Source organism: Halosimplex salinum (assembly GCF_003730195.1).
GTDB lineage: Archaea > Halobacteriota > Halobacteria > Halobacteriales > Haloarculaceae > Halosimplex > Halosimplex salinum.
The window spans coordinates 37,003-59,962 of sequence record NZ_QWGG01000013.1; the positions used below are offsets into that span (position 1 = coordinate 37,003).

24 protein-coding genes are annotated in these 22,960 nt (G+C 68.9%); 15 read left to right on the top strand and 9 right to left on the bottom strand.

Annotation, left to right across the window (positions count from 1 at the left end; genetic code table 11):
• Nucleotides 1-11 precede the first annotated feature (11 nt).
• The 5 genes from leuS (at nt 12) to D1409_RS22060 (ending at nt 6,727) form a co-directional block, all read left to right on the top strand.
• Nucleotides 12-2,720 carry a leucine--tRNA ligase gene (gene leuS / locus D1409_RS22040; RefSeq protein WP_123539126.1) on the top strand — a complete coding sequence of 903 codons (2,709 nt, stop codon included), beginning with the start codon at nt 12-14 and terminating at the stop codon, nt 2,718-2,720.
• Nucleotides 2,721-2,747: 27 nt separating this feature from the next.
• Nucleotides 2,748-3,860 carry a CapA family protein gene (locus D1409_RS22045; RefSeq protein WP_123539127.1) on the top strand — a complete coding sequence of 371 codons (1,113 nt, stop codon included), beginning with the start codon at nt 2,748-2,750 and terminating at the stop codon, nt 3,858-3,860.
• 505 nt (nt 3,861-4,365) lie between these two features.
• Nucleotides 4,366-5,403: an NAD(P)/FAD-dependent oxidoreductase gene (locus tag D1409_RS22050; RefSeq protein ID WP_123539128.1), complete on the top strand. Its 1,038-nt coding sequence runs from the start codon at nt 4,366-4,368 to the stop codon at nt 5,401-5,403.
• Nucleotides 5,404-5,484: 81 nt separating this feature from the next.
• Nucleotides 5,485-6,075 carry a hypothetical protein gene (locus tag D1409_RS22055; RefSeq protein WP_123539129.1) on the top strand — a complete coding sequence of 197 codons (591 nt, stop codon included), beginning with the start codon at nt 5,485-5,487 and terminating at the stop codon, nt 6,073-6,075.
• Nucleotides 6,068-6,727, top strand: a complete 660-nt coding sequence (locus D1409_RS22060; protein WP_123539130.1) for a hypothetical protein — start codon at nt 6,068-6,070, stop codon at nt 6,725-6,727. The genes D1409_RS22055 and D1409_RS22060 overlap by 8 nt, the downstream gene beginning before the upstream one ends.
• 27 nt (nt 6,728-6,754) lie before the next feature.
• Here the strand turns inward: D1409_RS22060 and D1409_RS22065 are convergent, their stop codons facing one another.
• The 4 genes from D1409_RS22065 to D1409_RS22080 form a co-directional block, all read right to left on the bottom strand.
• Complete coding sequence (locus D1409_RS22065; RefSeq protein WP_123539131.1) at nt 6,755-7,348, bottom strand: peptide-methionine (S)-S-oxide reductase MsrA; 594 nt, start codon at nt 7,346-7,348, stop codon at nt 6,755-6,757.
• Between the two features lie 31 nt (nt 7,349-7,379).
• Entirely contained in the window at nt 7,380-7,793 is a 414-nt protein-coding gene (msrB, locus tag D1409_RS22070; RefSeq protein WP_123539132.1) for a peptide-methionine (R)-S-oxide reductase MsrB, read from the bottom strand.
• 65 nt (nt 7,794-7,858) lie between these two features.
• On the bottom strand, nt 7,859-8,707 hold the full coding sequence (locus D1409_RS22075) for a hypothetical protein (protein WP_123539133.1): 849 nt from the start codon (nt 8,705-8,707) through the stop codon (nt 7,859-7,861).
• Nucleotides 8,708-8,823: 116 nt separating this feature from the next.
• Nucleotides 8,824-9,273: a hypothetical protein gene (locus D1409_RS22080; RefSeq protein WP_123539134.1), complete on the bottom strand. Its 450-nt coding sequence runs from the start codon at nt 9,271-9,273 to the stop codon at nt 8,824-8,826.
• A 109-nt stretch (nt 9,274-9,382) separates the two neighbouring features.
• Between D1409_RS22080 and D1409_RS22085 the strand changes: the two genes are divergently transcribed.
• Together D1409_RS22085 and D1409_RS24935 are read left to right on the top strand one after the other, a co-directional pair.
• Complete coding sequence (locus D1409_RS22085; RefSeq protein ID WP_123539135.1) at nt 9,383-10,003, top strand: VOC family protein; 621 nt, start codon at nt 9,383-9,385, stop codon at nt 10,001-10,003.
• Nucleotides 10,004-10,071: 68 nt separating this feature from the next.
• Nucleotides 10,072-10,230: a hypothetical protein gene (locus tag D1409_RS24935; protein ID WP_164471849.1), complete on the top strand. Its 159-nt coding sequence runs from the start codon at nt 10,072-10,074 to the stop codon at nt 10,228-10,230.
• A 64-nt stretch (nt 10,231-10,294) separates the two neighbouring features.
• Here D1409_RS24935 and D1409_RS22090 read toward each other — a convergent pair whose 3' ends face one another.
• Nucleotides 10,295-11,380, bottom strand: coding sequence for a hypothetical protein (locus tag D1409_RS22090; protein ID WP_123539136.1), 1,086 nt, complete (start codon nt 11,378-11,380; stop codon nt 10,295-10,297).
• Nucleotides 11,370-12,716 carry a DUF389 domain-containing protein gene (locus tag D1409_RS22095; RefSeq protein ID WP_123539137.1) on the bottom strand — a complete coding sequence of 449 codons (1,347 nt, stop codon included), beginning with the start codon at nt 12,714-12,716 and terminating at the stop codon, nt 11,370-11,372. The genes D1409_RS22090 and D1409_RS22095 overlap by 11 nt, the downstream gene beginning before the upstream one ends.
• A gap of 129 nt (nt 12,717-12,845) precedes the next feature.
• Between D1409_RS22095 and D1409_RS22100 the strand changes: the two genes are divergently transcribed.
• The 4 genes from D1409_RS22100 (at nt 12,846) to D1409_RS24940 (ending at nt 15,342) form a co-directional block, all read left to right on the top strand.
• Nucleotides 12,846-13,853, top strand: a complete 1,008-nt coding sequence (locus tag D1409_RS22100; protein WP_123539138.1) for an aldo/keto reductase — start codon at nt 12,846-12,848, stop codon at nt 13,851-13,853.
• Nucleotides 13,854-14,405: 552 nt separating this feature from the next.
• Nucleotides 14,406-14,876 carry an FKBP-type peptidyl-prolyl cis-trans isomerase gene (locus D1409_RS22105; RefSeq protein WP_123539139.1) on the top strand — a complete coding sequence of 157 codons (471 nt, stop codon included), beginning with the start codon at nt 14,406-14,408 and terminating at the stop codon, nt 14,874-14,876.
• Nucleotides 14,877-15,025: 149 nt separating this feature from the next.
• A complete protein-coding gene (locus D1409_RS25860; protein WP_449404910.1) occupies nt 15,026-15,196 on the top strand; it encodes a DUF7837 family putative zinc-binding protein in 171 nt (56 codons plus the stop codon).
• 5 nt (nt 15,197-15,201) lie between these two features.
• Nucleotides 15,202-15,342 (top strand): hypothetical protein, encoded by a 141-nt coding sequence (locus D1409_RS24940; RefSeq protein ID WP_206425158.1) that lies wholly within the window; start codon nt 15,202-15,204, stop codon nt 15,340-15,342.
• 120 nt (nt 15,343-15,462) lie between these two features.
• Here D1409_RS24940 and D1409_RS22110 read toward each other — a convergent pair whose 3' ends face one another.
• A complete protein-coding gene (locus D1409_RS22110; RefSeq protein ID WP_123539140.1) occupies nt 15,463-16,467 on the bottom strand; it encodes an NAD-dependent epimerase/dehydratase family protein in 1,005 nt (334 codons plus the stop codon).
• 144 nt (nt 16,468-16,611) lie between these two features.
• Here D1409_RS22110 and D1409_RS22115 point away from each other — a divergent pair, with 144 nt between their 5' ends.
• The 4 genes from D1409_RS22115 (at nt 16,612) to D1409_RS22130 (ending at nt 19,697) form a co-directional block, all read left to right on the top strand.
• A complete protein-coding gene (locus tag D1409_RS22115; protein WP_123539141.1) occupies nt 16,612-18,051 on the top strand; it encodes a cytochrome P450 in 1,440 nt (479 codons plus the stop codon).
• Between the two features lie 97 nt (nt 18,052-18,148).
• Nucleotides 18,149-18,901, top strand: coding sequence for a sugar phosphate isomerase/epimerase family protein (locus D1409_RS22120; RefSeq protein ID WP_206425154.1), 753 nt, complete (start codon nt 18,149-18,151; stop codon nt 18,899-18,901).
• Between the two features lie 111 nt (nt 18,902-19,012).
• Nucleotides 19,013-19,294, top strand: a complete 282-nt coding sequence (locus D1409_RS22125; RefSeq protein ID WP_123539143.1) for a hypothetical protein — start codon at nt 19,013-19,015, stop codon at nt 19,292-19,294.
• 67 nt (nt 19,295-19,361) lie between these two features.
• Nucleotides 19,362-19,697, top strand: a complete 336-nt coding sequence (locus D1409_RS22130) for a hypothetical protein (RefSeq protein ID WP_123539144.1) — start codon at nt 19,362-19,364, stop codon at nt 19,695-19,697.
• A 539-nt stretch (nt 19,698-20,236) separates the two neighbouring features.
• On the opposite strand, the gene D1409_RS22135 is transcribed toward D1409_RS22130, so the two are convergent.
• Both D1409_RS22135 and D1409_RS22140 read right to left on the bottom strand, forming a co-directional pair.
• Nucleotides 20,237-21,574 (bottom strand): aminotransferase class III-fold pyridoxal phosphate-dependent enzyme, encoded by a 1,338-nt coding sequence (locus D1409_RS22135; RefSeq protein ID WP_123539145.1) that lies wholly within the window; start codon nt 21,572-21,574, stop codon nt 20,237-20,239.
• Nucleotides 21,575-21,657: 83 nt separating this feature from the next.
• On the bottom strand, nt 21,658-22,935 hold the full coding sequence (locus tag D1409_RS22140; RefSeq protein ID WP_123539146.1) for an MgtC/SapB family protein: 1,278 nt from the start codon (nt 22,933-22,935) through the stop codon (nt 21,658-21,660).
• Nucleotides 22,936-22,960: the final 25 nt, after the last annotated feature.

Below are 22,960 nucleotides of genomic sequence, written 5' to 3' on the forward strand. Positions count from 1 at the left end.
GCCAACGGCCGATGACTCGCTACAACCACGCCCGGGTGCAGGAGTACTGGCAGTACGTGTGGGACGCCGAGGGGGTTTACGAGGTCCCCGACGACGCGACGGACCCGACGTACGTCCTCGGGATGTTCCCCTACACCTCCGGGACGCTGCACATGGGCCACGTCCGAAACTACGCTATCACGGACGCCTACGCCCGCTACCGCTCGCTCCGGGGCGACACCGTCCTCCAGCCGATGGGCTGGGACGCGTTCGGCCTCCCGGCCGAGAACGCCGCCTACGAGCGAAACACCGACCCGGAGTCCTGGACTCGCTCCTGCATCGAGCAGATGCGCGAGGAACTGGAGACGATGGGCTTCGGCTACGACTGGTCGCGGGAGGTCACGACCTGCGACCCCGAGTACTACCGCTGGAACCAGTACCTCTTCAAGCGCTTCCACGAGGAGGACCTCGTCGAGTACACCGGCGCGCGCGTCAACTGGTGTCCCGACTGCGAGACGGTCCTGGCCGACGCACAGGTCGAACACCCCACCGAAGCCGACGCGGCGGCCGACGGCGGTACGGCCAGCGGGGCCGCCGCGGACAGCGGAGCGGTCGAGGGCGGTCACGGCGCCGGCGTCTGCTGGCGCTGTGAGACGCCCGTCGAGCGCCGCGAACTCGACCAGTGGTTCTTCACCATCACCGACTACGCGGACGAACTCGACGCCGGCCTCGACGATCTAGAGGGGTGGCCCGACAGCGTCCGGGACATCCAGCGCAACTGGATCGGCCGCCAGGAGGGCGCCCACGTGTCGTTCGCGGTCGACGCCGCGGAGGGAGAGTTTGACGAGGTCGACGTGTTCACGACGCGCCTCGACACGGTGTACGGCGCGACGTACGTCGCGCTGTCGCCGGGCCACGACCTCGCGGCCGCAGTCGCCGAGCGCGACGACGACGTGGCCGAGTACGTCGAGGATGTCACCAGCGCCGGCGCCGACGCGAGCGGTACCTCGGGCGTCGAGACAGGGCTCACGGCGACTCACCCGATCACGGGCGACGAACTGCCCGTCTACGTCGCCGCGTACGTCCTCGACGACGTGGGCACTGGGGCGGTGATGGGCGTCCCCGCGCACAACGAGCGCGACCACGCCTTCGCCGCGGCCCACGACCTCTCTGTCGAGCAGGTCGTCGAACCCGTCGACGGGAGCGGAACCGACCTGCCGGACGCCCCCTACACGGACGACGGCATGTTGACCGACAGCGGCGAGTACGACGGCCTCGCCAGTTCCGCCGCGCGCGAACGCCTGCTCGGCGCCGACGGCGTCGAGTCCGCGACGGAGTACCGCCTGCGCGACTGGCTCATCTCCCGGCAGCGCTACTGGGGCACCCCGATCCCGATGATCCACTGCGACGACTGCGGTCGCGTGCCGGTGCCCGACGAGGACCTCCCCGTCGAACTGCCGCCGTACGTCCGCACGGCGGGCAATCCGCTCGAAGAGAGCGAGGAGTGGAAGTCGGTCGAGTGTCCCGAGTGTGGTGGGCCCGCCGAGCGCGAGACGGACACGATGGACACGTTCGTCGACTCCTCGTGGTACTTCCTGCGCTTCCTCTCGCCGGACCTCGATACGGCCCCGTTCGACACCGAGCGGGCGAACGACTGGCTCCCCGTCGACGTGTACGTCGGCGGCGAGGAACACGCCATCCTCCACCTCCTCTACATCCGGTTCTTCACTCGCGCCCTCGCAGATCTGGACCTGCTCGACACCCGCGAACCCGTCGAGCGCCTGATCAACCAGGGAACCGTCCTCTACGACGGCGAGAAGATGTCCTCCTCGAAGGGCAACGCCATCGCGCCCCACGAGTACGGCGCGGAGACGACTCGTCTCTTCCTGCTGTCGGCCGCCCACCCGGCACAGGACTTCGAGTGGACGGTGAAGTCGGTCGGCGACGTGTACGACTTCCAGCAGCGGCTCTTCTCGATGGTCGCGGACCGCGACGAGGTGGAGACGCGCGATGGGGGCGCCCTGCGTGACGACTACCTCCAGCGCGAGATCGACCGGACGGTGACGGCTGTCGCCGAGGAGTACGAGCGGTTCCGCTTCCACCGCGTCGTCAGCGAGACACAGCGGTTCGCCCGCCTGCTGCGCCGGTACGCCGAGTACGGCCCGGTCGACGAGGCGACGTATCGGCGCGGCCTGCGCGCCCTGACGCGCTTCGTCGCGCCGATGGCCCCCTACCTCGGCGAGGAGATGTGGAACCTGCTCGACACCGAGGGGATGGTCGTCGAGGCCGACTGGCCGACGGTCCGGGAACCGGTCGAGGACTACGAACTGGAGCGCCAGCTCGTCGAACGGACGCTCGACGACGTGCGCGACATCACCGAGGTCGTCGACATCGACGACCCCGAGACCATCGAGATCGTCGTCGCCGAGGGCTGGAAGTACCGCGCCTACGACCACGTCCGACGCGCAGACCCGGGCGACGCCGTCGTCGGGTCGGCGCTGGACGACGAGTCGATCGGCGACCACGGCGACCGCGCCGCGGAGTACCTCGGCGAACTGGCCTCTCGTGCGGGCGCGCTCGAACCGGTCCTGGACGCGGACCGCGAACTCGACGTGCTCGGGGAGGCAGCGTGGCTGTTCGGCGACGAGTTCGGGGCAGCCGTCGAGGTCCGCCGCGCGAGCGCGGACGACGACCTCGCGGACAAGGCCGACCCCGCCAAGCCCGCGATCCACATCGACTGAGGACCGACGCCGACCACACCGAACAGCATGACACCGACCCGTCGCGCCGTCCTCGCGGGGTCTGCGGCGTCGGTCGTGGCGCTCGCCGGCGTCGCCGGGTCGGTCCGCACCCGTCCGCGCCGTCCCGTCCCGGCGACGGTCCCGGGGAGCCCGGACGCGCGCCTCGGGTTCGTCGGCGACGTGATGCTCGGCCGCAACGTCGACGACCGCTGGTCGAAGGAGGACCCCGCCGGCGTCTGGGGGTCGACGCTCGACTCCCTGCGCGCGCTCGACGGCCTGTTCCTGAACCTCGAGTGTTGCCTCTCGGCCCGGGGCGAGCGCCGGCCGAACCAGACGTACTACTTCCGGGCGGATCCGGAGTGGTCGCTCCCGGCGCTCGACGCGGCCGGGACCGCGTTCACGTCGCTCGCCAACAACCACCTCCTCGACTACGGCCCCGTCGCGCTGCTGGACACGGTCGGCCACCTGAACCGGGCCGGAATCGCGAACGCCGGCGCCGGTCACGACCGCGGGGCGGCGACGCGACCGACGGTGGCGAGCGCCGGCGACGTCGACGTGGGCGTGATCGCCCTGACCGACCAGTCGCGGTCCTATCGAGCGGGTCCCGACAGCCCCGGGACGGCGTGGACACCGCTCCGACGGGGGGATCCCCGGACGCGACAGCGGGTGACGGACGCGCTCCGGGTACTCGACCGGCGCGACGCCGACCTCGTCGTCGCGTCGCTCCACTGGGGACCCAACTGGGAGGTTCGACCCGCCGGGGGCCAGCGGCGCTTCGCCCGCTGGCTGATAGACCGGGGCGTCGACGCGGTCCACGGCCACAGCGCCCACGTGCTACAGGGTGTCGAGGTGTATCGCGGCCGTCCCATCGTCTACGACGCCGGCGACTACGTGGACGACTACGTCGTCAAACCGGACCTGCACAACGACCGGAGCGTCCGCGCCGAACTCGTGATCGAGGACGGACGGCTCGACCGCTTGCACCTCGCACCGGTCGAAATCGTCGACGAGCGCGTCGAACGGGCGACGGGCGAGGTGGCCGCCTGGGTCCGCGAGCGGGTCCGTTCGCTCTCGGGCGAGTTCGGGACGACTGTCGAACGAGCGGGTCGGGGCGTTTCGATACCGCTCGCGCCGGACTGACCGGTGAGCGGGCACAGCCGTCGGATCGTCTCGGTGGAAGTAGCGCAGGTAGCGGTGCGGTGGCGCGCGCTGGAGCGCGCTTTCATGCGCGCGACGAAGCCGTGCGAGGGACGAGAAGCGCAGGGAGCGGAGCGACCGAGCATCGCAGTCGGTTGGGGAGGCGTGAGGCTGTCTGCGGTGCTGTGCGGTACGGTCGTCGTTCTGGCGGACTGAAAGGGCGAGGCGCGGTCGCGCCGACCGGAGAGACGGGAGTCACTGAGTCGGCCCTATTCGAGTGAGCGGAGCGAACGAGAATATCCGGCTCAGTGACCGCGAGCGGGCCGAGGGCTTTCAACGCTTGCAGTCTCCTGCGGACGATCCATCTCGTAGCGAGCGGGGCGAGGGCTTTCGTCGCCAGCCGTCGAGTGAAGTCGAAGTAACTCCTAACGAGCAGGTCGTAGCCCGCCAGCGCACACAGTCGACAGGAGATGCGACTCGTTTTGAGCGAGGAGGCCGAACGGCCGCCATGACACGGATCGGAGTCGTCGGCGCGGGCGCAGCGGCCGCGGCCGCGACGTACGTCCTCGACGGGGCGCTCCCGTCGGCCGAGATCACGGTGCTGGAGAAGTCACGGGGCGTCTGCGGCCGCGCCGCGACGCGTCGCCGGGGCGACGTGACGTACGACTACGGCGCCAACTACGTCAAGAGCGACGACGAGCGGGTCGTCGAACTGCTCACCGAGACGCTCGACTCGGACGGGCTGGTCGACGTGACCGACCCGATCTACACCTTCGACGCGGACGGAACCGTCTCGGAGGGCCGCGACGCCGACGACCACAAGTGGACCTACCGCCAGGGGCTCACACAGGTCGCGAAACGACTGTTCGGCGAGACCGACGCGACGGTCCACAATTCGACGCGCGCCGAGACGCTCGTCCGCGACGACGAACAGTGGCGCGTCGTCGATTCCGATGAGACCGAGTGGGGTCCCTTCGACGCGCTCCTGCTGAACCCGCCCGCGCCGCAGTCCGCGGAACTCCTCCGCGACGCCGAGTGGGAGTCGGGGGCGCGAACGGCGCTGGCCGAGGCGGCCGAGGCCGTCCCCTACCGCACGATCTGGACCGCAGTGCTGGGCTACGAGTTCGAACTCGACCGGCCGTACTACGCGCTCGTCAACCCGGACCGCGACCACCAGGTCGGCTGGTTCGCCCGCGAGGCGTGCAAGGCCGGTCACGTGCCCGACGGCGAGTCAGTGCTCGTCGTCCAGGCTAACCCCGACTGGTCGGTCGCGCACTACGACGACGACCCGGCGGAGAACGTCGCGAAACTCGCCGACCTGTCCGCCGACGTGCTCGGCGACGAGCGACTGGCCGACCCGGCGTGGACCGATCATCAGGGCTGGCGCTACGCGCTTCCGGACGAGGGCGTTCGACGGGGCGCCGTCGACGACGTCGCGGACGCGGATCTCTACCCGATCGGCGACTGGGTCGCCGGCGAGGCCCGACTCCACGCCGCGCTCCGGAACGGACTGGACACCGGCGAACGAGTCGCGTATTCGCTGTAACCGTCCCGGGTCGGGGCGTCGCGGTCTCTCCTTGCACGTGCAGGCCCCGGTAGTTCCCTCGATGGGGCCCTCAGCACCGGCATGGACAGTTCGCCGTCGCTCGTCGAGGACCGGTCGCGAAACGCCGTCGTCTCGTGGTCCCTCGTCGCCGTCCTGTCAGTCGTCGTCGTGCTGGACGTCCTGCGAGGGGACCTCCTGTGGGCGGTCTTCACGGCGGTCGTCGTCGCGGTCGCCGCGCTCCCCGCCGTCGTCACCCGCGATCGGTCGGTCGTGGTCTCGTGGGAGGCGCTCGCGCTGGCGACGGTGCCGCTGGTCGCCAGACTCGCCGGTCGCTCCGTCGAACTGCTGACCTACGTCTCCGTGGCGACGCTGGCACTGCTGGTCGCGCTGGAGATCGTCGCGTTCACCGACGCCGAGATGCCGCCGTGGTTCGCCGTCACCTTCGTCGTGATGACGACGATGACAGTCGCGGCGCTCTGGGCGGTCGTCCAGTACCACGCCGACGCGCTCCTCGGCACCGAGTTGCTCTCCAGTCGGACGGCGCTGATGTGGGACCTCCTCGGGGCGACCGGCGTCGGCATCGCCGCGGGCGTCGTCTTCGAGTTCTACTTCCTGCGCACGACCGTCCCCCGGGACGGCCGCGTCACGAGCGGGGGTGAGACGGATGGCTGAAGCCGGCCGGAGCGAAGACGGCGGCGACTCCGCCCTCGGGCGCGCACTCCGCGTGTTGGCCCGTCTCGGACAGCTGGCACTCGTCGGTCTCGTCGCCTACGCGGTGTTCGTCGAGCGGAGTGTCGGGCTGGTGATCAACACGTCGCTCCCGCTCGCTATCGCGCTGATCCCCGTGTACGTCCACCGCCGCTACGACTTCCGGTTCAACCCGGTCCTGACGCTGTTCGTCGTCGTCGCCGCCGCGTTCCACAGCGTCGGCGCGCTGGGGCTGTACCGGTCGATCGGCGCGTTCGACCAGATAGCCCACGGCGTCGCCGGGGCGCTCATGGCCGGGATCGGCTACGCGCTCCTCCAGGTCGTCGAGTCCGAGTACGACTCCGTCGTGATCCCGCCCCGGCTCCGCTTCGCCTTCGTCGTCATCTTCGCCGTCGCAGTCGGCGTCGCCTGGGAGGGCGTCGAGTTCAGCCTCGAACTCGCGGCGACGACGCTCGGCAGCGAGGACGCGCTCCTCTCGCAGTACGGCCTCGCCGACGTGGTACTCGACCTGCAGTACGACCTGTTCGGCGCCGTGATCGTCGCGCTCTGGGGAACCGGGTACTTCGACGGCGTCAGAACGGTCCTCGACGAATACGTCGGCCCGTCGGGCGGGTGACGACTCCCGCGCCGTTCACGCGCCCGCCTACAGCACTGCCTCGACGCCCGGAACGGACTTCCCCGTGACGTGAGCGTTGAGCTTCGCGGCAGCCGGCGACTCGCGGACCGCCTCGTCGTCGTACCCGGCGTCCTCGAACGCCGACTGGATCGCTCGCTTGCTCCGCAGGTTGAACTTCTGGTGGTACGGCTCCGCGGCGTGGAACCCCGCCAGCGGTTCGACTCGCGTCTCGACCCGGTCGAGGTCCAGCCGCCCGAGTCGCTCGTCGATCGCCTCGCGCTGTTCGGCCGCCTCGAAGAAGAGGACGCGCTGGTACTGGCGCTTCTCGGGCTGGTTCCGGGGGTCGTGGTTCGCAATCGCGAGGTCGACCAGCTCCTCGAACGAGACGGTCTCGGGGTCGAAGTCGACCTGCACGGCCTCGCTGTGCCCGCCGAGGTCGTGATAGGTCGGGTCCGCTTTCTCGCCGCCCGCGTAGCCGACTCTCGTCCTGACGACGCCCTCCCGCGCGCCGAACGTCGCGTCGGGTCCCCAGAAACAGCCGAGCGCGAAGGTGGCCGTCTCGGTCTCCGCGGGACTCGGCGCCCGTTCGTCGTACGCGACGATCCGGTCGGGGTCGGTCACCGGTCGCCACTCCCGACGACGACAGCGGCCGTCACTCGTCGGCCTCGAAGGTCAGGCCGTCGCCGTTGATGCAGTAGCGTTTCCCCGTGGGCTTCGGTCCGTCGTCGAAGACGTGGCCGAGGTGGCCCTCACAGCGACTGCAGAGCACTTCCGTCCGCGTCGAGAGGAGGCCGCGGTCCGCCCGCGTCGCGACGGCGTCCTCGTCCGCGGGCGCCCAGAAGCTCGGCCACCCCGTCCCGGAGTCGAACTTCTCGTCGCTCGTGAACAGCGTCTGTCCACAGCCCGCACAGCGGAACTCTCCGTCTCCCTTCACGTCGAGCAGGTCCGACGAGTAGCGCGGCTCCGTCCCCGATTCGCGGAGGATCCGGTAGGCGTCCGGCGAGAGTCGCTCGCGCCACTCCGCCTCGCTCTCCGGGAGGGCGTCCGTGGCGTCCTGTTCAGACATAGTCGCCGGTTAGGACTGGTCGCTCTTGAACGTCTCGGGGGCGTTCACTCCCTCGGAGGCGGGGCTCAGTAGACGCGATCGTCGTCTTCGGGCCGCGCGACCGTGTGGTGTTCCTCGCGTTCCGGCGGACCGAGGTGGGCGCGGTGCCACTCCTTCAGACTCCCCTCGGCGTCGGCCACCCACGCGGTCTCGCCGGGTTCGACGTCGAGCTCCAGTTCGTACTCGCGTTCGTCGACGAGGTCGGCGTCGCCGGCGCGGGACTCCGCGCGCGGTTCCTCGGCGACGAGATACCGCTCCTCGACGGACGCGGCGACGTCGTCGGTCGCCTCGTCGCCGACGACGGTGAAGTCCCGTTCGAGGACGTGGACGCGGCCGGTTTCGTCGGCGAACGTGTGCGAGGCGTTGAACGCGGCGTCCGCGTCGGCGTCGTCGAGGAGGTTGCGCTGCTGGAACTCGGTGTGGCGGTGGTCGAACCCCGGCGGGAGGTGGTGGCCGGCGGTCAGGTCCTCCGGTTCGTGGGCCGGCGTGTCGAGGTGCTCGCGCGCGAACGAGGAGAGCCAGGTCCAGTCGTGTTCGTCTCCGAGGTCGACGAGGTGGTCGCCGAGCGACTCGTCGTCCTCGACGCGGCGGTGCTCGGTGTCGTCGTCGACGACGACCCGTTCGTTCTCCCGGTCGATGCGGCCTTCGTGGACCACCTTCTCGCCGGGTTCGTAGAGGAGCGGGCCGGCTGCGGACCCGGAGCCCTCCCCGGGGAACCCGACCCACTCCACGCGGTCGACCGGTTCGGTCTCGCGGTCGGGGGTCGCGCGCTCGACTGGCCACTGTTCGTACGCGTCGTAGCGCCGCACCGGCCAGTTGTCGAAGCGCGGGTCCGTGTGGTGGTCGGACGCCGCGTCGGTGTCGCGGTCGGACATCGTTCGACGGAGTAGGTGGCTCGGACGCAAAGGAAACAGGCGCCTATCGGCGGACGGCGTTCGAGTGACGCCGTCGGCCGCCGATATGGCCGGCCTACCGGGGCTCGCTCCCGTTCTCAGGCGTGTTCGGGAACCGATCCGTCGCCGGTGACCGACGCGAGCGCCGCGTCGGCGTGCCAGAGGACGGAGAAGTCCTGCGGGCTCGGGAGCGCACAGGCCATCCAGCCGAGGACGGCGAAGCGCGCGACCCCCTCGACGGCGAAGGGGTCAGAGACGACACCGGCGGGTATCAGGGCCAGCGGCGTGACGAGCGCGAGCGGCATCATCGCGGAGAGGCGGAGGAGCCACGTCGGCGTCTCCGCACCGGGCCGGGGCCGGACGACGGCCCACTGCCCGCGCAGTCCCGCGTGGAGGACGCCGCCCGTCTGGCCGGGGAACCAGTCGATCTCGTGCGGGACGCTCGCCGCGCGCAGGACGGCGGCGTGCGCGAGTTCGTGTGCGACGAGGCCGAGGCTCACTGTCAGCGCCAGCACGACGGCCGCCGCGATAAGTTCGATAGGCGTCATCTACTCCTCGTACGTTGGTCTTACCAGACCGGTAGGGCGGTATCAATCTATCGGTCCCGGTCATCCCTGTCGGGCTGAGACCTTTGTGTCTCACTCCCCTATGGGGGGTATGACAACGGACGACAGCCCGGAGATAACCGCGGAACCGCCGAACAGCCCGGTTCACACGACGGGGACGGACCACATCACGCTCATCGGGAGTAACGAGGCCGACACGATCGAGTTCTACCGCGACCTGCTGGGGATGCCCCTCGTGCTCCGCCAGCCGAACCTCGACGACCCGGACTCGACGCACCTGTTCTTCGACACCGGCGACGGCCGGATCCTCACGTTCTTCGTGACCGACGACCGCGACTCGAACGCGGCGCCCCTGCGCCACCAGATTGGGTCGGTCCACCACCTCTCTTTCAGTATCGACCCCGAGCGGTTCGCGGACGTGAAGGCGGCGCTCGACGAGTTCGGGCACGGTTACAACGAGTTCGACAGGGGGATCTTCCACTCGCTGTACACCCGCGACCACAACGGGCTGACAATCGAACTCGCGACCGACAAGTACGACGTCCCCGACGACCGGCGCGGCGAGGTCCTCGCGACCGTCCAGCGCATCCGCGTGCAGGACGGCGCCGACTACGCCGAGGCCGAACACTTAGAACGGGCCCTCGACGAACTCGGCATCGACAGCGACCCCGTCGAACTGCCTGACGCGCCGACGGGCGCCGGCGTCGACTGAGGCGAGGCCGCGTCGCTCCCTGCGACGGCAAGTCGGCCCCTTTTGCGCGTTCCCGTCCAACTCGGCCCATGGCAAACGAGGAAGAACGAGACGACGACGAGGACTCGGACGACCCGGAACAGGGACAGGGGCAGTACGGCGGCGGCGAGGGCGACATCGACGCCGTCGAGCAGACCGAGATGATGGAGGACGACGAAGACGAGGACGACGAAGACGACGCGGAGTAACGGACGACGACGCGGACGATAGAGCGACGCGGGAGAGCGGGCGACGACGACCGGACGGGCGCCGCTACGGGTCGTCGGTCGGATTCGAAGACGCCGAGCGGTCGCGCTCGGTCTCGTCGGATTCCGAGACTGGTACGTCTGATCGCGACTCTGCCTCCGTCGGCGAATCGGAGCGCGGTTCCTCCGCTGATCCGCCGACGAAGAACTCCCCGTCGGACCCCGGCCGGGAGACGAACGGGCCGACGCCGATGGTGCGTTCCGAGACGGCGGCCACGCGGAGGATGTACGACGAGAGGAGCGCCAGCGGCGAGAGCGCCGCGGTCAACAGGAGGCTCACGACGACGACTCGCTGCCAGCCGTCGACGCCGGGGAACGTCGACAGTCCGAGGACGAACGTCGCCAGTATCGCGGGGAGCCCGGTGTAGAGCAGCAGGCGCGAGAGCCGCGCGAGCGTCCGCTGTGTGTACGTCGTGCGGAAGTGCGTTCGCGCCACGTCGAACAGTTCGAGCAGTTCCTGGAGGGCGTGTATGGTCTCCCGTGCCTCGGGCGAGAGCGCGTCGCCGTGGTCGGACAGGAGTCGCCGCGCCTCGTACAGCTGGCGCGAGTCGTCGAAGTCGAGCAGGGAGATGACCGCGTTGACACGTCCGGGGTCCGCCCCGCTCACCCGGCGGTCGGCGTGCTCGGCGGCGGCGCGGACGGCCGTCGCGTACTCGACGACGGCGCCGTCTGCCGGGGCGTCGTGCTCGGACGCCGTCGTCTCCAGCGTGTTCGCCTTCTGGACGATGGTCTCGACGAGGACCGAGAGGAACCCCGTCGGAGCGAGCGGCGAGGGCGCCTCGTGGGACCGCCGCTCTACCTCCTCGCGGAACTCGCGTACGTCAGCGACGCGCTCTCTGACCTGATCCACTGTCCCCGTGGACTGGGACAGCACCAGCTGGTTGATCGCGAGGACGATAGACAGGAACGTGAACAGCCCCGGGACGAGGCCGCCCGCGATCGTATCGACGGCGTCGGCGTCGGCGAGTTCGAGGACGCCGACCTGTCCGAGCGCGACGAGGAACGCGAAGACGCCGGTCAGGAACAGGAGCGCCAGCGTCTCGCGGTCGCCGTCGAACAGCAGCCAGCGAGTGAGCGGGCTATCAGTGTCCATCGGGGGCCGCCAGCGAGGACCCTCCGCCCGTCTCCTCGGACCGGTTCGCGTTCCCGCCCGAGCGGTCGAAGTCGAGGTACCGGACCTGGACGGAGACGTTCTCTCCGGTTTGTTCGGTGATCTGTCGGTCGAGCGTTCCCGGGAGATCCGGGTACGACTCGCCGTCGGTCCGGCTGAGGACGACGGTCACCAGCGACGGGTCCCCCAGCGGACCGACCGCCGTGTACTCGGTCGAGACGTCCGTGATACCGAGGTTCTGGTACTCGGACTGCTGGAGGACGCCGGTGGCGGCGTCGTTGACGGACCGCTCGAAGGAGACGTGCTGGTAGGAGCCGACGGCGACCGTCCCGACGAGCGCGGCGACGAGAAGTGCCGTCCCGGCGAGGACGACCGCGTCTCGGCCGGTGGGGATCTCGAACAGCCCCTCGTCGACCTCGTCGGGCCGGTAGCCGAGATAGCGGAGCATGAGGTAGCCGCCGAGGTTGACGGCGACCATCGTGATGACGAGCAGGACGATCGACCCGACGGCGACGACGGACTGTCCCCAGGCGACGCCGATCCCCGTCACGGCGGCGGTCGGGATGAGCGCCGCCGCGATCATGACGCCGACGATGGTCACCGACCCCTTGGTCGCGAGGCCGTAGGCGCCGGCCGCGCCCGACGCGAGGCCGATGACGATCGAGAGGAGGCTGGGCGCGACCCGACCGGAGACGAGGTTCATCGCCGTGATGTCGAGCGCCGTCGGCACGGCGAAGAACTCCTTGGCGAGGTAGCTGAAGGCGACGGCCGCGAGGACCGCGACCCCGAGTCCGAGCATCTGCTGGTGGACGCTGTCGACGAGCATCTCGCGGTCGTCGCGGACCGCGCCGATGCTCGCGGTCAGCATCGGGCTGACGATGGGCGCGATCACCATCGACCCGACGACGACGGCCGGCGAGGCGATGAGGATGCCGGAGACGGCCACGGCGGCGCTCAGGACCATCATCCACAGGTACGAGCGCGTGTTCAGCCGCATGTCCTTGGCCTTCGAGCGGAGCGTGGCCGGGGAGATCTTGTTCGGCGTCTTCGCCCACTCGTCTTGCACCTCGTCGATGTTCTCCAGGTCGGCGAACTGCGTCGCGATCGAGACGGTGTACGTGCCCTTGTCGTACCCCTCGGCTTTCAGGTCGTCGAGGACGTGTTCGACCGCGTCGGCCGGCACCACGAACGAGACCAGGTCGTGACCGTCTTTCGCGCCATCGCCGTCGGCGACCGAGTACGTGAGCCCGTAGTCGTCGAGGACAGAGAGGACCGCATCGCGTTGCTCGCCGGGCACCGAGAGCTGGAGCAACCGCATGGTTCGACAAGGATCGGCGGCCTGAAAAGCCCAGAGCCGGCAATCGCGGGGGTCGAGACGGTTGCAGGTGGGGCCCTACAGATCCGCCGGGAAACCAACGCCTAAGCGACCGGCCGCCCAGTGGCCGGTATGGAGTACAGACGACTCGGAGAGACCGGTCTGCAGGTATCGCCCGTCTGTTTCGGGACGTGGCGCTTCGGCAAGGAACACGACGGCGTCGTCGAGACCGACCGCGAGGACGCACACGAACTGCTCGACGCCTACGCCGAACGGGGCGGCAACTTCATCGACACCGCGAACGGCTACGGCGGCGGCGATTCCGAACGCTGGATCGGCGAGTGGCTCGAAGACGAGGACCGCGAGGACTACGTCATCGCCTCGAAGTGCTTCTGGTCGACGGTGTCGCGCTTCCAGGAGAACCTCTCGAAGAAGAACGTCCGGGCGGAGGTCGAGGGGTCGCTCGACCGCCTCGGCACGGACTACCTCGACGTCCTCTACCTGCACAGATTCGACGACGAGACGCCCATCGAGCACACCCTCCGTGCCGTCGACGACCTCGTCAGCGAGGGGAAGGTCCATTACGTCGGCATCTCGACGTGTGACGCCTGGAAGCTCACCAAGGGCCTCTGGAAAGCCGACGTGAACAACTACGAGGCGTTCAGCCTCACGCAGCCGCTCTTTCACGCGGCCTACTACGAGGACGTGGCGGAGTACCTCGACGTCTGTGCCGATCAGAACCTCGCCGTCTGCCCGTACTCGCCGCTCGCCGGCGGGTTCCTCACTGGCAAGTACGAACGCGTCGGCGACGGCACCTACGACCTCGACGCCGACGAGGGGACCCGAGGGGACCTCGATCCGATGTTCGAGGACTGGTACGTCTCCGAACGGGGCTGGCACGTCCTCGACGCCGTCCGCGAGGTGGCCGACGAGGTGGACGCGACGCCCGCGCAGGTCGCGCTCCGCTGGCTGATCGACCAGCGCGACTTCACTTGCGTCCCCATCGTCGGCGCTCGAACTGTGGAACAACTCGACGAGAACTTCGGCGCTGTGGACGTCGAACTGTCCGACGACCAGTTCGACCGTATCTTCGAAGCGCGGTACGACGAGGACGGCGACCTCTACGAGACGAACGCGTGAGAGGACGTTCGTGGTGATTCTCGTGCGGGTTGCGTAGTCGGTCCGCGCCGAACCGACTGGGGAGTCGATTACTGAAAGCCCTCGACCCGCTCGCTCACGGGTCGCTTCGCTCCCCGTTCGGGTCGAGGCCTCCCTCCGGTCGGCCTCGCTCTCGCGGTCGCTGAGCGGGATATCCGCGCTCGAACAACAGCACCGCCCCGCACTCGCGCGGATAGTGCCCGCTCAGACGACTACAGTGAACGCGAGCGCGTCTCGCCCTTTCAGTCCACCAGGACAGCACGGCAGACCGCACCGCACGGTACCGCAGACAGCCACACGCCTCCCCAGCCGATTCGCTCGGTCGTCCCTCCCTCGCTCATCCCTCGCACGGCTTCGTCGCGCGCATGAAAGCGCGCTCCAGCGCGCGCCACCGCACCCTACCACCCACACCACGCCGCACCCCCACCGCCCACACCACACCACCACGCCGCACTCCTCCCTCACCCGACTGAGGTGGATTCCCTCGCGGGGTCAGGTCCGTGCGCTTATCCGTCGCCCGCTGTTTCTGACCGTATGGCTATCGCAACTGGTGACACGGTCACCATCGAGTACACCGGTCGACTCGACGACGGCACCGTCTTCGACACGTCGCTCCAGTCGGTCGCGGACGAGGAGGGACTCACCGAGGACCAGCCCCAGCGGGAGTACCAGCCGCTCACGGTCGAGATCGGCGAGGGACGCATCATCGAGGGCCTCGAGGACGCACTCGTCGGCATGGAGGCCGGCGACGAGGAAGACGTGACCATCGAGCCCGAACGCGCCTACGGCGAACGCACCGACGACCGCGTCGTCGAGTACGACACTGCCGAGTTCACCGAGATGCTCGGCGGCCGCGAGCCCACCGAGGGAATGGAGATCCAGACCGAGGACGGTCTCCCGGGCGAAGTCGTCGACGCCGACGCGGAGACGGTCGAGGTCGACTTCAACCACGAACTCGCCGGGAAGACGCTCACCTTCGAAGTCGAAGTCGTCTCGGTCGAATAACCCGAGCTTTGCGCCCCTAGCCGAGGGGATCGCTTCGGGATGCCGTCGCTCTCGTTCGGTGGATCGACTACCGTATCCTGTGATTAAACGTAGCCTCTAGGCCTGTTATGTGGAAAATAACAACAAGATATCGTGTTTCACAGTGAGACATGTCTGGGACGAGGGACGGTCGAGCGCGAGACCAGCCACTCGGGCGGTGTCCGATCTGTGAGTCGATGATACCCCCGGGGAACCTCCTCATCCGGTACGAGTCGGCCGACGGATGGCCGAAACTGTTCGCCGAATGTCCCGGCTGCGAGGACCCGGTGCATCCGCAATGAGGGCGATGAGCTTCCTCGGGGCGCTGGTACCGGGCGACGAGACGGTCGTCGCGGAGTGTCGGCGCTGCGGGACCACCGTCGACCGAAACGCGTCTGGGTGTTCGATGTGCGACTCCGAGGACATCGTCAGATACGAGATCAGCTGATCGGTCGCAGACGAGTTCCGCCCCGCCGCGTTCAGTCCCATCCCGTTCTTCCCGTCCCGTCCCATCCCGTTCTTCCCGTCCCGTCCAGGCCCGTCCGGTCCCGTCCCCCTTCCGTTCCGTTCAGTCGTCGACTGCGGCCGCGAACGGAGCCGTCGCGTCCCGCCAGGCGTCGATAATCTCGTCGTCGTTCTCCGCGTCCCAGTCGTCGATAGCGTCGCGTTCCTCGAGGTCCGCGATAGTTCGCTCGACTCCCTCTCGGAAGGAGATGGTGTACTCGAAGTCGAGGTCGCGTTTGGCCTTGCTGTTGTCGAACACCGTCGAGTACTGGAAGTGGTCGAGGAGCGGGTCGGTCCGGTCGGGCGCGGCCGCGACGAGCTGGTCGGTCGGGATGGAGACGAGGTCGGGTTCGGGCGCGTCCATCGCGTCGGCGACGTACTCGTGGTACTGCTTCCAGGAGATGACCTCCTCGCTGGTCACGTGGTACGCCTCGCCGTAGGCGGTCTCGTTGCCGACGGCGTTGACGAACGCGACCGCCACGTCGTCGCGGTGGCAGGGGCCCCACAGCGTCGCGCCGTCGCCGTGGACGATGATCGGCTCGCCCTTGCGGACGCGGTCGAGGTAGTACGTTCCCCAGCCCATCGTGTGGATGACGGGGCCGCCCTCGCCGTAGGTGCTCCACGGACGGATCACGGTCGTCTCGAAGGCGTCGCCGTGGGCGTCCATGAAGACGTCCTCGCACTCGGCCTTGTCCTCGCCGTAGTCGCTGACCGGCGGGTGACGGGCGGCCTCTTCGGTCGCCGGGTTCCGGTCCAGGGGTCTGTGGTACACGTCGACCGTCGAACAGAAGATGTACTGGTCGACGCCGGCGAACGCCTCGACGGCGTTCTCGGCCTGTTCCGGCGAGAAACACACCATGTCGATCACGACCGCCGGGTCGACGTCGGCGGCGACTTCGGCGAGGCGCTCGTCGTCGTTGCGGTCGCCGTGGATATGCGAGACTGCGTCCGGGAGGTCGGCGTCGGTCTCGCCGCGGTGGAACGCGGTCACGTCGTGACCGGCGTCGACCGCCTGCCGCGCGATGCCGGTGCTGATCAGCCCTGTACCGCCGATGATGAGGACGTCCATGCCCACGGGTGGGCGAGGGCGCGGATAAAACGTCCCTTCGCGGAAGCCCGCGCCGCGAGGCCGAATCGCTGCCACCCGGACTCGGTCCACCGTCTGCCCCGACGAACGACAGGCTTTCGACCGGTCGGGACCGCATCCGTGGATATGAGTGATTCGGACGGGTCGACGGCCGACGAGTCGGCCCCGCCGTCGAAGTCGACGGCGCCGCTGCCGCCGTCGCCGCCTCGACTCCCGGTAGTCGGCCACACCCACCGCTACGCCCACGACCCGTTCGCGTTCGTGGAGTGGGCGACCGATCGCGTGGGCGACTGCCTGCTCGCCAGTGTCCTCGGGGAGGGCGACGTCTGCGTACTGGCCCATCCCGACTACGTCGAGCAGGCGCTGGTGACCGACCGCGATGCGTTCGCCAAGAGCCAGGGGTTCACCGTCGCCTTCGGCGAGAGCATCGTCACCGTCGAAGGCGAGCAGTGGGAGCGCCAGCACGACGCGATGCGGGAGTTTTTCTACCCCGGCACGATCCGCGGCTACGCCGAGGAGATGGTCGCCCTCACCGAACGCCGCGTCGACCGCTGGAGCGACGGCGAGCGCCTCTCGCTCCACGAGGAGATGCAGGCGCTCGCGCTGGAGAACCTCTTCGGGACGCTGTTCGACCGCGAACTGGCCCTCGACGGCGACGACGACCTCCGCCGCGCGGCGTCGAATCTCAACGAGTGGTTCGACCCCTCGTCGTGGGTGCTCCCGCGGTGGGTTCCGACCCCCGCCCGCCGCCGCTTCGCCCGCGCGGCGGACACGCTCGACGCCGAGGCCCGTCGACTGCTCGCCGAACGCGAGAGGGCCGTCGAAGCCACCGGTGCGACGGACGCAGACGGCGGGCCTCCCGGCGACGACCTGCTCTCGACACTGGTCGCGCTCCGCGAACGCGGCGACGCCGACCTCACCGACGACGAGATCGTCGACCAGGTGGTCGGGTTCATCTTCGCCGGACACGACACGACCGCGCTCGCGATGACCTACGCCTGGCACCTGCTCGGGACCCATCCCCGGATTCGCGAGCGCTTCCACACGGAACTCGACGACGTGCTGGGCTCGGATGTCGATGACCGCGACGCTCGTCGGAACGGGACCGACGGTCCGACGCGCCCGTCGCTCGCAGACGTGGGCGACCTCGAGGTGACCGAGCGGGTCGTCCTCGAGACCTTGCGCCTCTACCCGCCCGTCCACACTATCCCGCGCGTAACCACTCGCGACGCCCGTATCGGCGAGTACCGCGTCCCGGACGGGACCACGACACACGTCTCGGTCCGCGCGATCCATCGGGACGAGCGCTTCTACGACGACCCCGACACCTTCCGGCCGTCGCGGTGGCGCGACGCCAGCCCGCAGTCGAAGGGGTACGCCTTCGTCCCGTTCGGTGCCGGCCCGCGTAACTGTCTCGGGCGCCGATTCGCGATGCTGGAGGCCACCCTCGTCCTCGCGACGGTCGGCCGGCGCTACCGGCTCGACCCGCTCGGCGACATCGAACTCTCGCCGCAGATGACGACGCAACCCGCCGACGGCGTCCCCGCTCGCGTCGTCGAGCGGTAGCTGCTGGGCCGATACCGCCGCGGAGCGAACCCGAGCAGTCCCGGCCCGAACTTCCCCCGGCGGAATCCTTTTGCCCGCGTCACGCCATCGGGTGGCCATGGCTCGGGATTTCGATATCGGCGTCCAGACCGTCGTCTACAGGGACTTCTCGCTCGCCGCCCTGCTCGCCGAACTCGAGACGACGGGCGTGACCGAGATCGAACTCTGGGGACACCACCTCTCGCCCGAACACGACGACGCGACTGTCGCCGTCGCGCTCGACGTGCTCGACGACGCCGGTGCGTCCGTCTGTGGCTACGGGGTCGTCGACCTCGAAGACACCGGCGAGGCCCGTGACCACTTCGAGTTCGCGGACCGACTCGGTGCGGAGTACGTCACCGTAAACTACCCCCCGGCCGCCGACGCGATCACCGAGGAACTGGTCGACCTGGCCGAGGAATTCGCCCTCGACGTGGGCATCCACAACTACTCGTCGGTCCACCACGACGACCTCTCGCAGGTCTTCTCCACCATCGACGACGTCCGGTCCGTGCTCGATCGCTACGACCACGACCGCCTCGGCCTCTGTCTCGACACCGGCCACTTCCTCGTCGAGGACGTCGTCCCGGAGGACGTGGTCCGCGAATTCGGCGACCGGATCAACAGTTGCCATCTCAAGGACACCTCCGAGGCCGAGATCGAGGACGTCCCCGGCGCCGGCCAGCTGGACGTCCCGACGTTCGTCGACCTGCTCGACGACCACACCGGCCTCGACGCGCCGCTGGTGATCGAGTACGAACTCCCGCAGGACCGCGCGACCGACGCGCTCGACGAGGCTGTCGGGACGCTACGGGACGCGATCGACGACTGACGGCGGAATATCGCTTTCCTACTCGCATCCCGCGGTTTGAATGGGCAATAATCGACTAAATCCGGGCTCACGACGACGCCGGTTTACGGTGGTGGCTTCCCGAGGGCGAGTATGAGTTCCACCGAGCAGGTCCCCGACGCTCTCCCGATAGCTCGTACCGCGATCGAGGACGAGGAGGAGGCCACCGACGCGCTCCTGCGCGCGGCCCGGCGCGCCCACGTCGAACTGGACGGCACCGACCCGCGCCTCTACGACCAGATCGACGCCGGCGCCCTCGACGCCCTCACCGACCACAACCGGTCGCGCGAGACGAGCGGCGACTTCGTCCTCGTCGCCGACCTCTGGGACCGCACGTTCGTCGTTCGACCCACCGCCATCGAAGTGTTTCCCTGATTGCGACCCGTCCCACGACGGCATCCGTAGCGTAAGGTGTTTGCGAGCGCCGCGCCCAGTCGGTGGTATGAGCCTCGACGATCTGCAGGACGACGTCCAGTCCGAGTACGGCGACCTCGACGCGGAACTGGCCGTCGACACCGACCGTGAGACGCGCAACGAACTCGCCATGCTGCTGGCCGCCTTCGACACGGACGACCCCGACGAACTCGTCCGCCGCGGCGTCCACCTCCTCTTCCAGTCCGCCGTCGAGACCGGCAACCTCGACTTCCACCTCCGCAGCGAGTACGACGTCACCTACGACGAGTACCTCTCGGGCATGACCTTCGAGGAGATGGCCGGCGGCGCCGACCTGCCCCAGACCGGCACCGGCGACCCCGACGACCGCCGCTATCAATTCTAAGGGCCCCATCTTTTTCCGCCTCGGGTGTCCTCGGGCCTTCGGCCCTGCGGGCACCTCTCGGCGCAAAAACATGGGTGAAAAAGGCCGGAGCCTCGCTCTGCTCGGCTCCGGTGAACCGCGCTCGCTTCGCTCGCGCGGATGCTCAGTACAGTCCACAAACTGAACAATCGCGGTGGCGCGCGCCGTCGAGCGTCTCGTCGCGAGACGGCGTCGCGCGAGGGATGACTGAGCGAGCGGAGCGAGCGAAGGAATCGGTTGGGGAGGCGTGAGGCTGGTTGCTGAGCGGTCCTTGGTGGACTGAAAGGGCGAGGCGGGCTCGCGTTTATGTAGTCGCCTGAGCGGGCACTATCCGACCGAAGGGAGGATATCCCGCTCAGCGGCCGCGAGCGCGCCGAGGGCTTTCGTCGCTTGCTTTCTCTTGCGGTCTGTTTAGGCCGACTTCTCTTCACGAAATTGGAATCTGCAACCTCTGCTCGAGAAGCACGGATACTGAACGGAATTCATCGGATCGTAATGGGGTGTCATCCCGCCCTACTCCGTCAAGAGGCGTCCCCGATAGCGTCGGTCAGCAGGTCCACGCCCAGCCCGATCTCCCGCTCGGTCACGTCCATCGGCGGGAGGATGCGGAGCGTCTTGTGACCGCAACCGAGCGTCAGGAGCCCGCGCTGGAGCGCCGCCGCCTGCACGTCGTCGCGTCGCTCCTTCGAATCGAACTCGACGGCGAGCAGGAGGCCCTTGCCGCGCACGTCGACGACGGAGTCGAGGTCGGCGTCGCGCATCGATTCCTGAAACTGCCGACCGCGGACGACGGCGTTGTCCATCAGGTCGTAGTCGTCGATCACGTCGAGGGTGAGCGCGCCCTGCAGGGCGGAGACGATGTCGCCGGCGCCCCACGTCGAGGAGAGCCGACTCGTCTGCTCGGGGAACACCTCCTCGCGGGAGATGGTCGCGCCGACGCGCAGGCCCTTCGCGCTCGCGATCACGTCCGGTTCGATGGGGTAGTGGTCCGAGGCCCAGAACTCGCCGGAGCGACCGACGCCGGACTGTATCTCGTCGGCGACGAGCGTCAGGTCGTGCTCGTCGCACAGGTCGGCGATCTCCTCGACGAACGCGTCGCTGGGGAAGCGATACCCGCCCTCGCCCTGCACGGGTTCGATGATCAGGTACGCCACGTCGTCGGGGTTCACGGCGCCGCGCTGGGGATGCAGGAGTTTCCGCAACTGCGAGGTGCCGCCGGCGAAGAAGCCACAGGAGCAGGTGTCGGGGTCGCAGGTCCGGTCGTCGCAGAAGGGCACGTCGTGGACCTTCGGGATCTCGGGGAACTCCCGGCGGTAGACGGACTTCGAGCGGTTGAGCGAGAGCGCGCCGAGCGTCCGGCCGTGGAAGGCGCCCTGGAAGGTGATCCCGTAGTCGCCGCCGGTGTGGTCGTAGGAGATCTTGATGGCGTTCTCGACGGCCTCGGCGCCGCTGTTCGAGAGGAACACGGTGTCCATGTCGTAGTGGGCGCTCCGGTCGGTGAGGCGGTCCATCAGGTCGGCGGGGGTCGGGAACGGGTGGTCGCCGAGGTCGCCGCTGGCGACGTAGAAGTCCTGCCCGGCCATCTTCGTCGGGTCGACGAGGTCGAACCCCTCCATGCGCTCCAGCAGTTTGGGGTTGTTGTAGCCCAGCGGCGAGGCGGCGACGTGGCTGGTGAAGTCCATGAGGACGTTGCCGTCGACGTCGGTGCAGAACGGACCCTCGGCCGGTTCCGTGTAGTCCCAGACGAAGTCGTAGACGTAGGTGCTCGGGGCGGCCGACTCGTGGTGGTACTCGACCCACTCGCGCGCTCGCTCTCCGGGGAGCGACGACACGTCGGGTTCCGCCGTGTCCCTGTCCATGCCGATAGTGAGGGCCAGTCGCCAGTTAAGTCATGTGACCGTCTGCCGGCGGTCACCGGTGGGTAGCGGCGGCTCTGTCGACGCTACATCGTCACGACCGCGGTCACCACGCCGGCGGCGACGAGCAGGACGGTGCTGACCGTCGCCGTCTTGACCGCGAACTCGCGGTCCGGGCCGGCGAACGTCAGACCGGCCTTGACGACGATGCTCGACGCCGTCGCGAGCAGGATGGCGAGGACGGCCGCCTCTCCCGAGAGCCCGCCGCCGCGATAGAGGATCACCGCCGACGTGGTCGCGCCGGCACTGGACACCAGTCCCGTGAGCGCGGCGGTGACGTAGAACCCGAGGCGGCCGAACTGCGCGGCGGCGAGCCCGCCGGCGACGACCACGATCAGGAAGAGACCGCCGAAGCCGAGGACGTTCCGCATGGAGAACGGGCTCTCCAGGTCCATGTCGAGGTTCTCGGTCCAGTCGGCCGTGTACGCGGCGATCGCGACGCTCCCGAGGATCACTGCGCCCAGCGGGACGACCGCACCCAGCAGGAGTCCGGTCTCGAACGTGAACAGGAGGGCGATGACGAGGTTGCGTGCGGCCATCGCGGCGTCGGCGAGGAGGATGGCGGCGACGGCGTAGGAGCTCACGGCCGGACGCTGCTTGACGTGGTCCAGCATGGCGCCGACGACCGCCGTCGAGGACGCCAGTCCACCGAAGAATCCCGTGACGGCGATGCCGCGGCTCCCGTAGGTCTGGACGATGGCGTAGTTGACGATACCGATCCCCGCGACGGTGACGACCATCAGCCAGATGACGCGCGGTTCCACCGCGACGACCAGGTTCCCGGCGCCGACGTCGAAACTCCCGGCGGGGAGGAGCGGGTAGATGACGAACGCGAGGATGGCGAACTCGGCTGCCGACCGGAGTTCGGTGCGGGTCATCCCCCAGGCGAACGAGTGGAGTTCGCGCTTGAGGACGAGCAAGAGCGCGGAGAAGACGGTGACGGTCACCGCTTCCAGCACGAGCCCGGAGGCGACGAGCGTCCCGACCCCGTAGGCCATCAGCATCGACATCGAGGTGGTCAGCGACAGCCCCTCCTCCTCTTCCTCCTCGGCGAGGAGCCCTCTGACGGCCAGCAGGGCGCCCTGCACGATGACGAGCACGCCGCCGAGGACGACGAGGGGGGCCGACCCGAGCACGGTGAACGCCGCGCCGAGGATGCTGATGAGCGAGAACGTCCGCACGCCCGCGGACTTGTGTGACCACTCGCGTTCCAGTCCGAGGAACAGCCCCAGAACGCCCGCGAGCGTTATCTGAAGCACCTCGGTGTCCAGCGGGATCGACGCGAACTGCGCGACGCTCGACACTCTTCGAGATTACCGCTTCAGACGT

Excerpts from the sequence above, each read along its gene's own strand:
- D1409_RS22045 (WP_123539127.1), top strand. The coding sequence starts at position 2,748 with ATGACACCGACCCGTCGCGCCGTCCTCGCGGGGTCTGCGGCGTCGGTC.
- D1409_RS24935 (WP_164471849.1), top strand. The coding sequence starts at position 10,072 with ATGGCAAACGAGGAAGAACGAGACGACGACGAGGACTCGGACGACCCG.
- D1409_RS22055 (WP_123539129.1), top strand. The coding sequence starts at position 5,485 with ATGGACAGTTCGCCGTCGCTCGTCGAGGACCGGTCGCGAAACGCCGTC.
- D1409_RS22095 (WP_123539137.1), bottom strand. The coding sequence starts at position 12,716 with ATGCGGTTGCTCCAGCTCTCGGTGCCCGGCGAGCAACGCGATGCGGTC.
- D1409_RS22050 (WP_123539128.1), top strand. The coding sequence starts at position 4,366 with ATGACACGGATCGGAGTCGTCGGCGCGGGCGCAGCGGCCGCGGCCGCG.
- D1409_RS22135 (WP_123539145.1), bottom strand. The coding sequence starts at position 21,574 with ATGGACAGGGACACGGCGGAACCCGACGTGTCGTCGCTCCCCGGAGAG.
- leuS (WP_123539126.1), top strand. The coding sequence starts at position 12 with ATGACTCGCTACAACCACGCCCGGGTGCAGGAGTACTGGCAGTACGTG.
- D1409_RS24940 (WP_206425158.1), top strand. The coding sequence starts at position 15,202 with ATGAGCTTCCTCGGGGCGCTGGTACCGGGCGACGAGACGGTCGTCGCG.
- D1409_RS22075 (WP_123539133.1), bottom strand. The coding sequence starts at position 8,707 with ATGTCCGACCGCGACACCGACGCGGCGTCCGACCACCACACGGACCCG.
- D1409_RS22060 (WP_123539130.1), top strand. The coding sequence starts at position 6,068 with ATGGCTGAAGCCGGCCGGAGCGAAGACGGCGGCGACTCCGCCCTCGGG.
- D1409_RS22115 (WP_123539141.1), top strand. The coding sequence starts at position 16,612 with ATGAGTGATTCGGACGGGTCGACGGCCGACGAGTCGGCCCCGCCGTCG.
- D1409_RS22105 (WP_123539139.1), top strand. The coding sequence starts at position 14,406 with ATGGCTATCGCAACTGGTGACACGGTCACCATCGAGTACACCGGTCGA.
- D1409_RS22125 (WP_123539143.1), top strand. The coding sequence starts at position 19,013 with ATGAGTTCCACCGAGCAGGTCCCCGACGCTCTCCCGATAGCTCGTACC.
- D1409_RS22085 (WP_123539135.1), top strand. The coding sequence starts at position 9,383 with ATGACAACGGACGACAGCCCGGAGATAACCGCGGAACCGCCGAACAGC.
- D1409_RS22100 (WP_123539138.1), top strand. The coding sequence starts at position 12,846 with ATGGAGTACAGACGACTCGGAGAGACCGGTCTGCAGGTATCGCCCGTC.
- msrB (WP_123539132.1), bottom strand. The coding sequence starts at position 7,793 with ATGTCTGAACAGGACGCCACGGACGCCCTCCCGGAGAGCGAGGCGGAG.
- D1409_RS22110 (WP_123539140.1), bottom strand. The coding sequence starts at position 16,467 with ATGGACGTCCTCATCATCGGCGGTACAGGGCTGATCAGCACCGGCATC.
- D1409_RS25860 (WP_449404910.1), top strand. The coding sequence starts at position 15,026 with ATGTCTGGGACGAGGGACGGTCGAGCGCGAGACCAGCCACTCGGGCGG.
- D1409_RS22130 (WP_123539144.1), top strand. The coding sequence starts at position 19,362 with ATGAGCCTCGACGATCTGCAGGACGACGTCCAGTCCGAGTACGGCGAC.
- D1409_RS22080 (WP_123539134.1), bottom strand. The coding sequence starts at position 9,273 with ATGACGCCTATCGAACTTATCGCGGCGGCCGTCGTGCTGGCGCTGACA.
- D1409_RS22090 (WP_123539136.1), bottom strand. The coding sequence starts at position 11,380 with ATGGACACTGATAGCCCGCTCACTCGCTGGCTGCTGTTCGACGGCGAC.
- D1409_RS22120 (WP_206425154.1), top strand. The coding sequence starts at position 18,149 with ATGGCTCGGGATTTCGATATCGGCGTCCAGACCGTCGTCTACAGGGAC.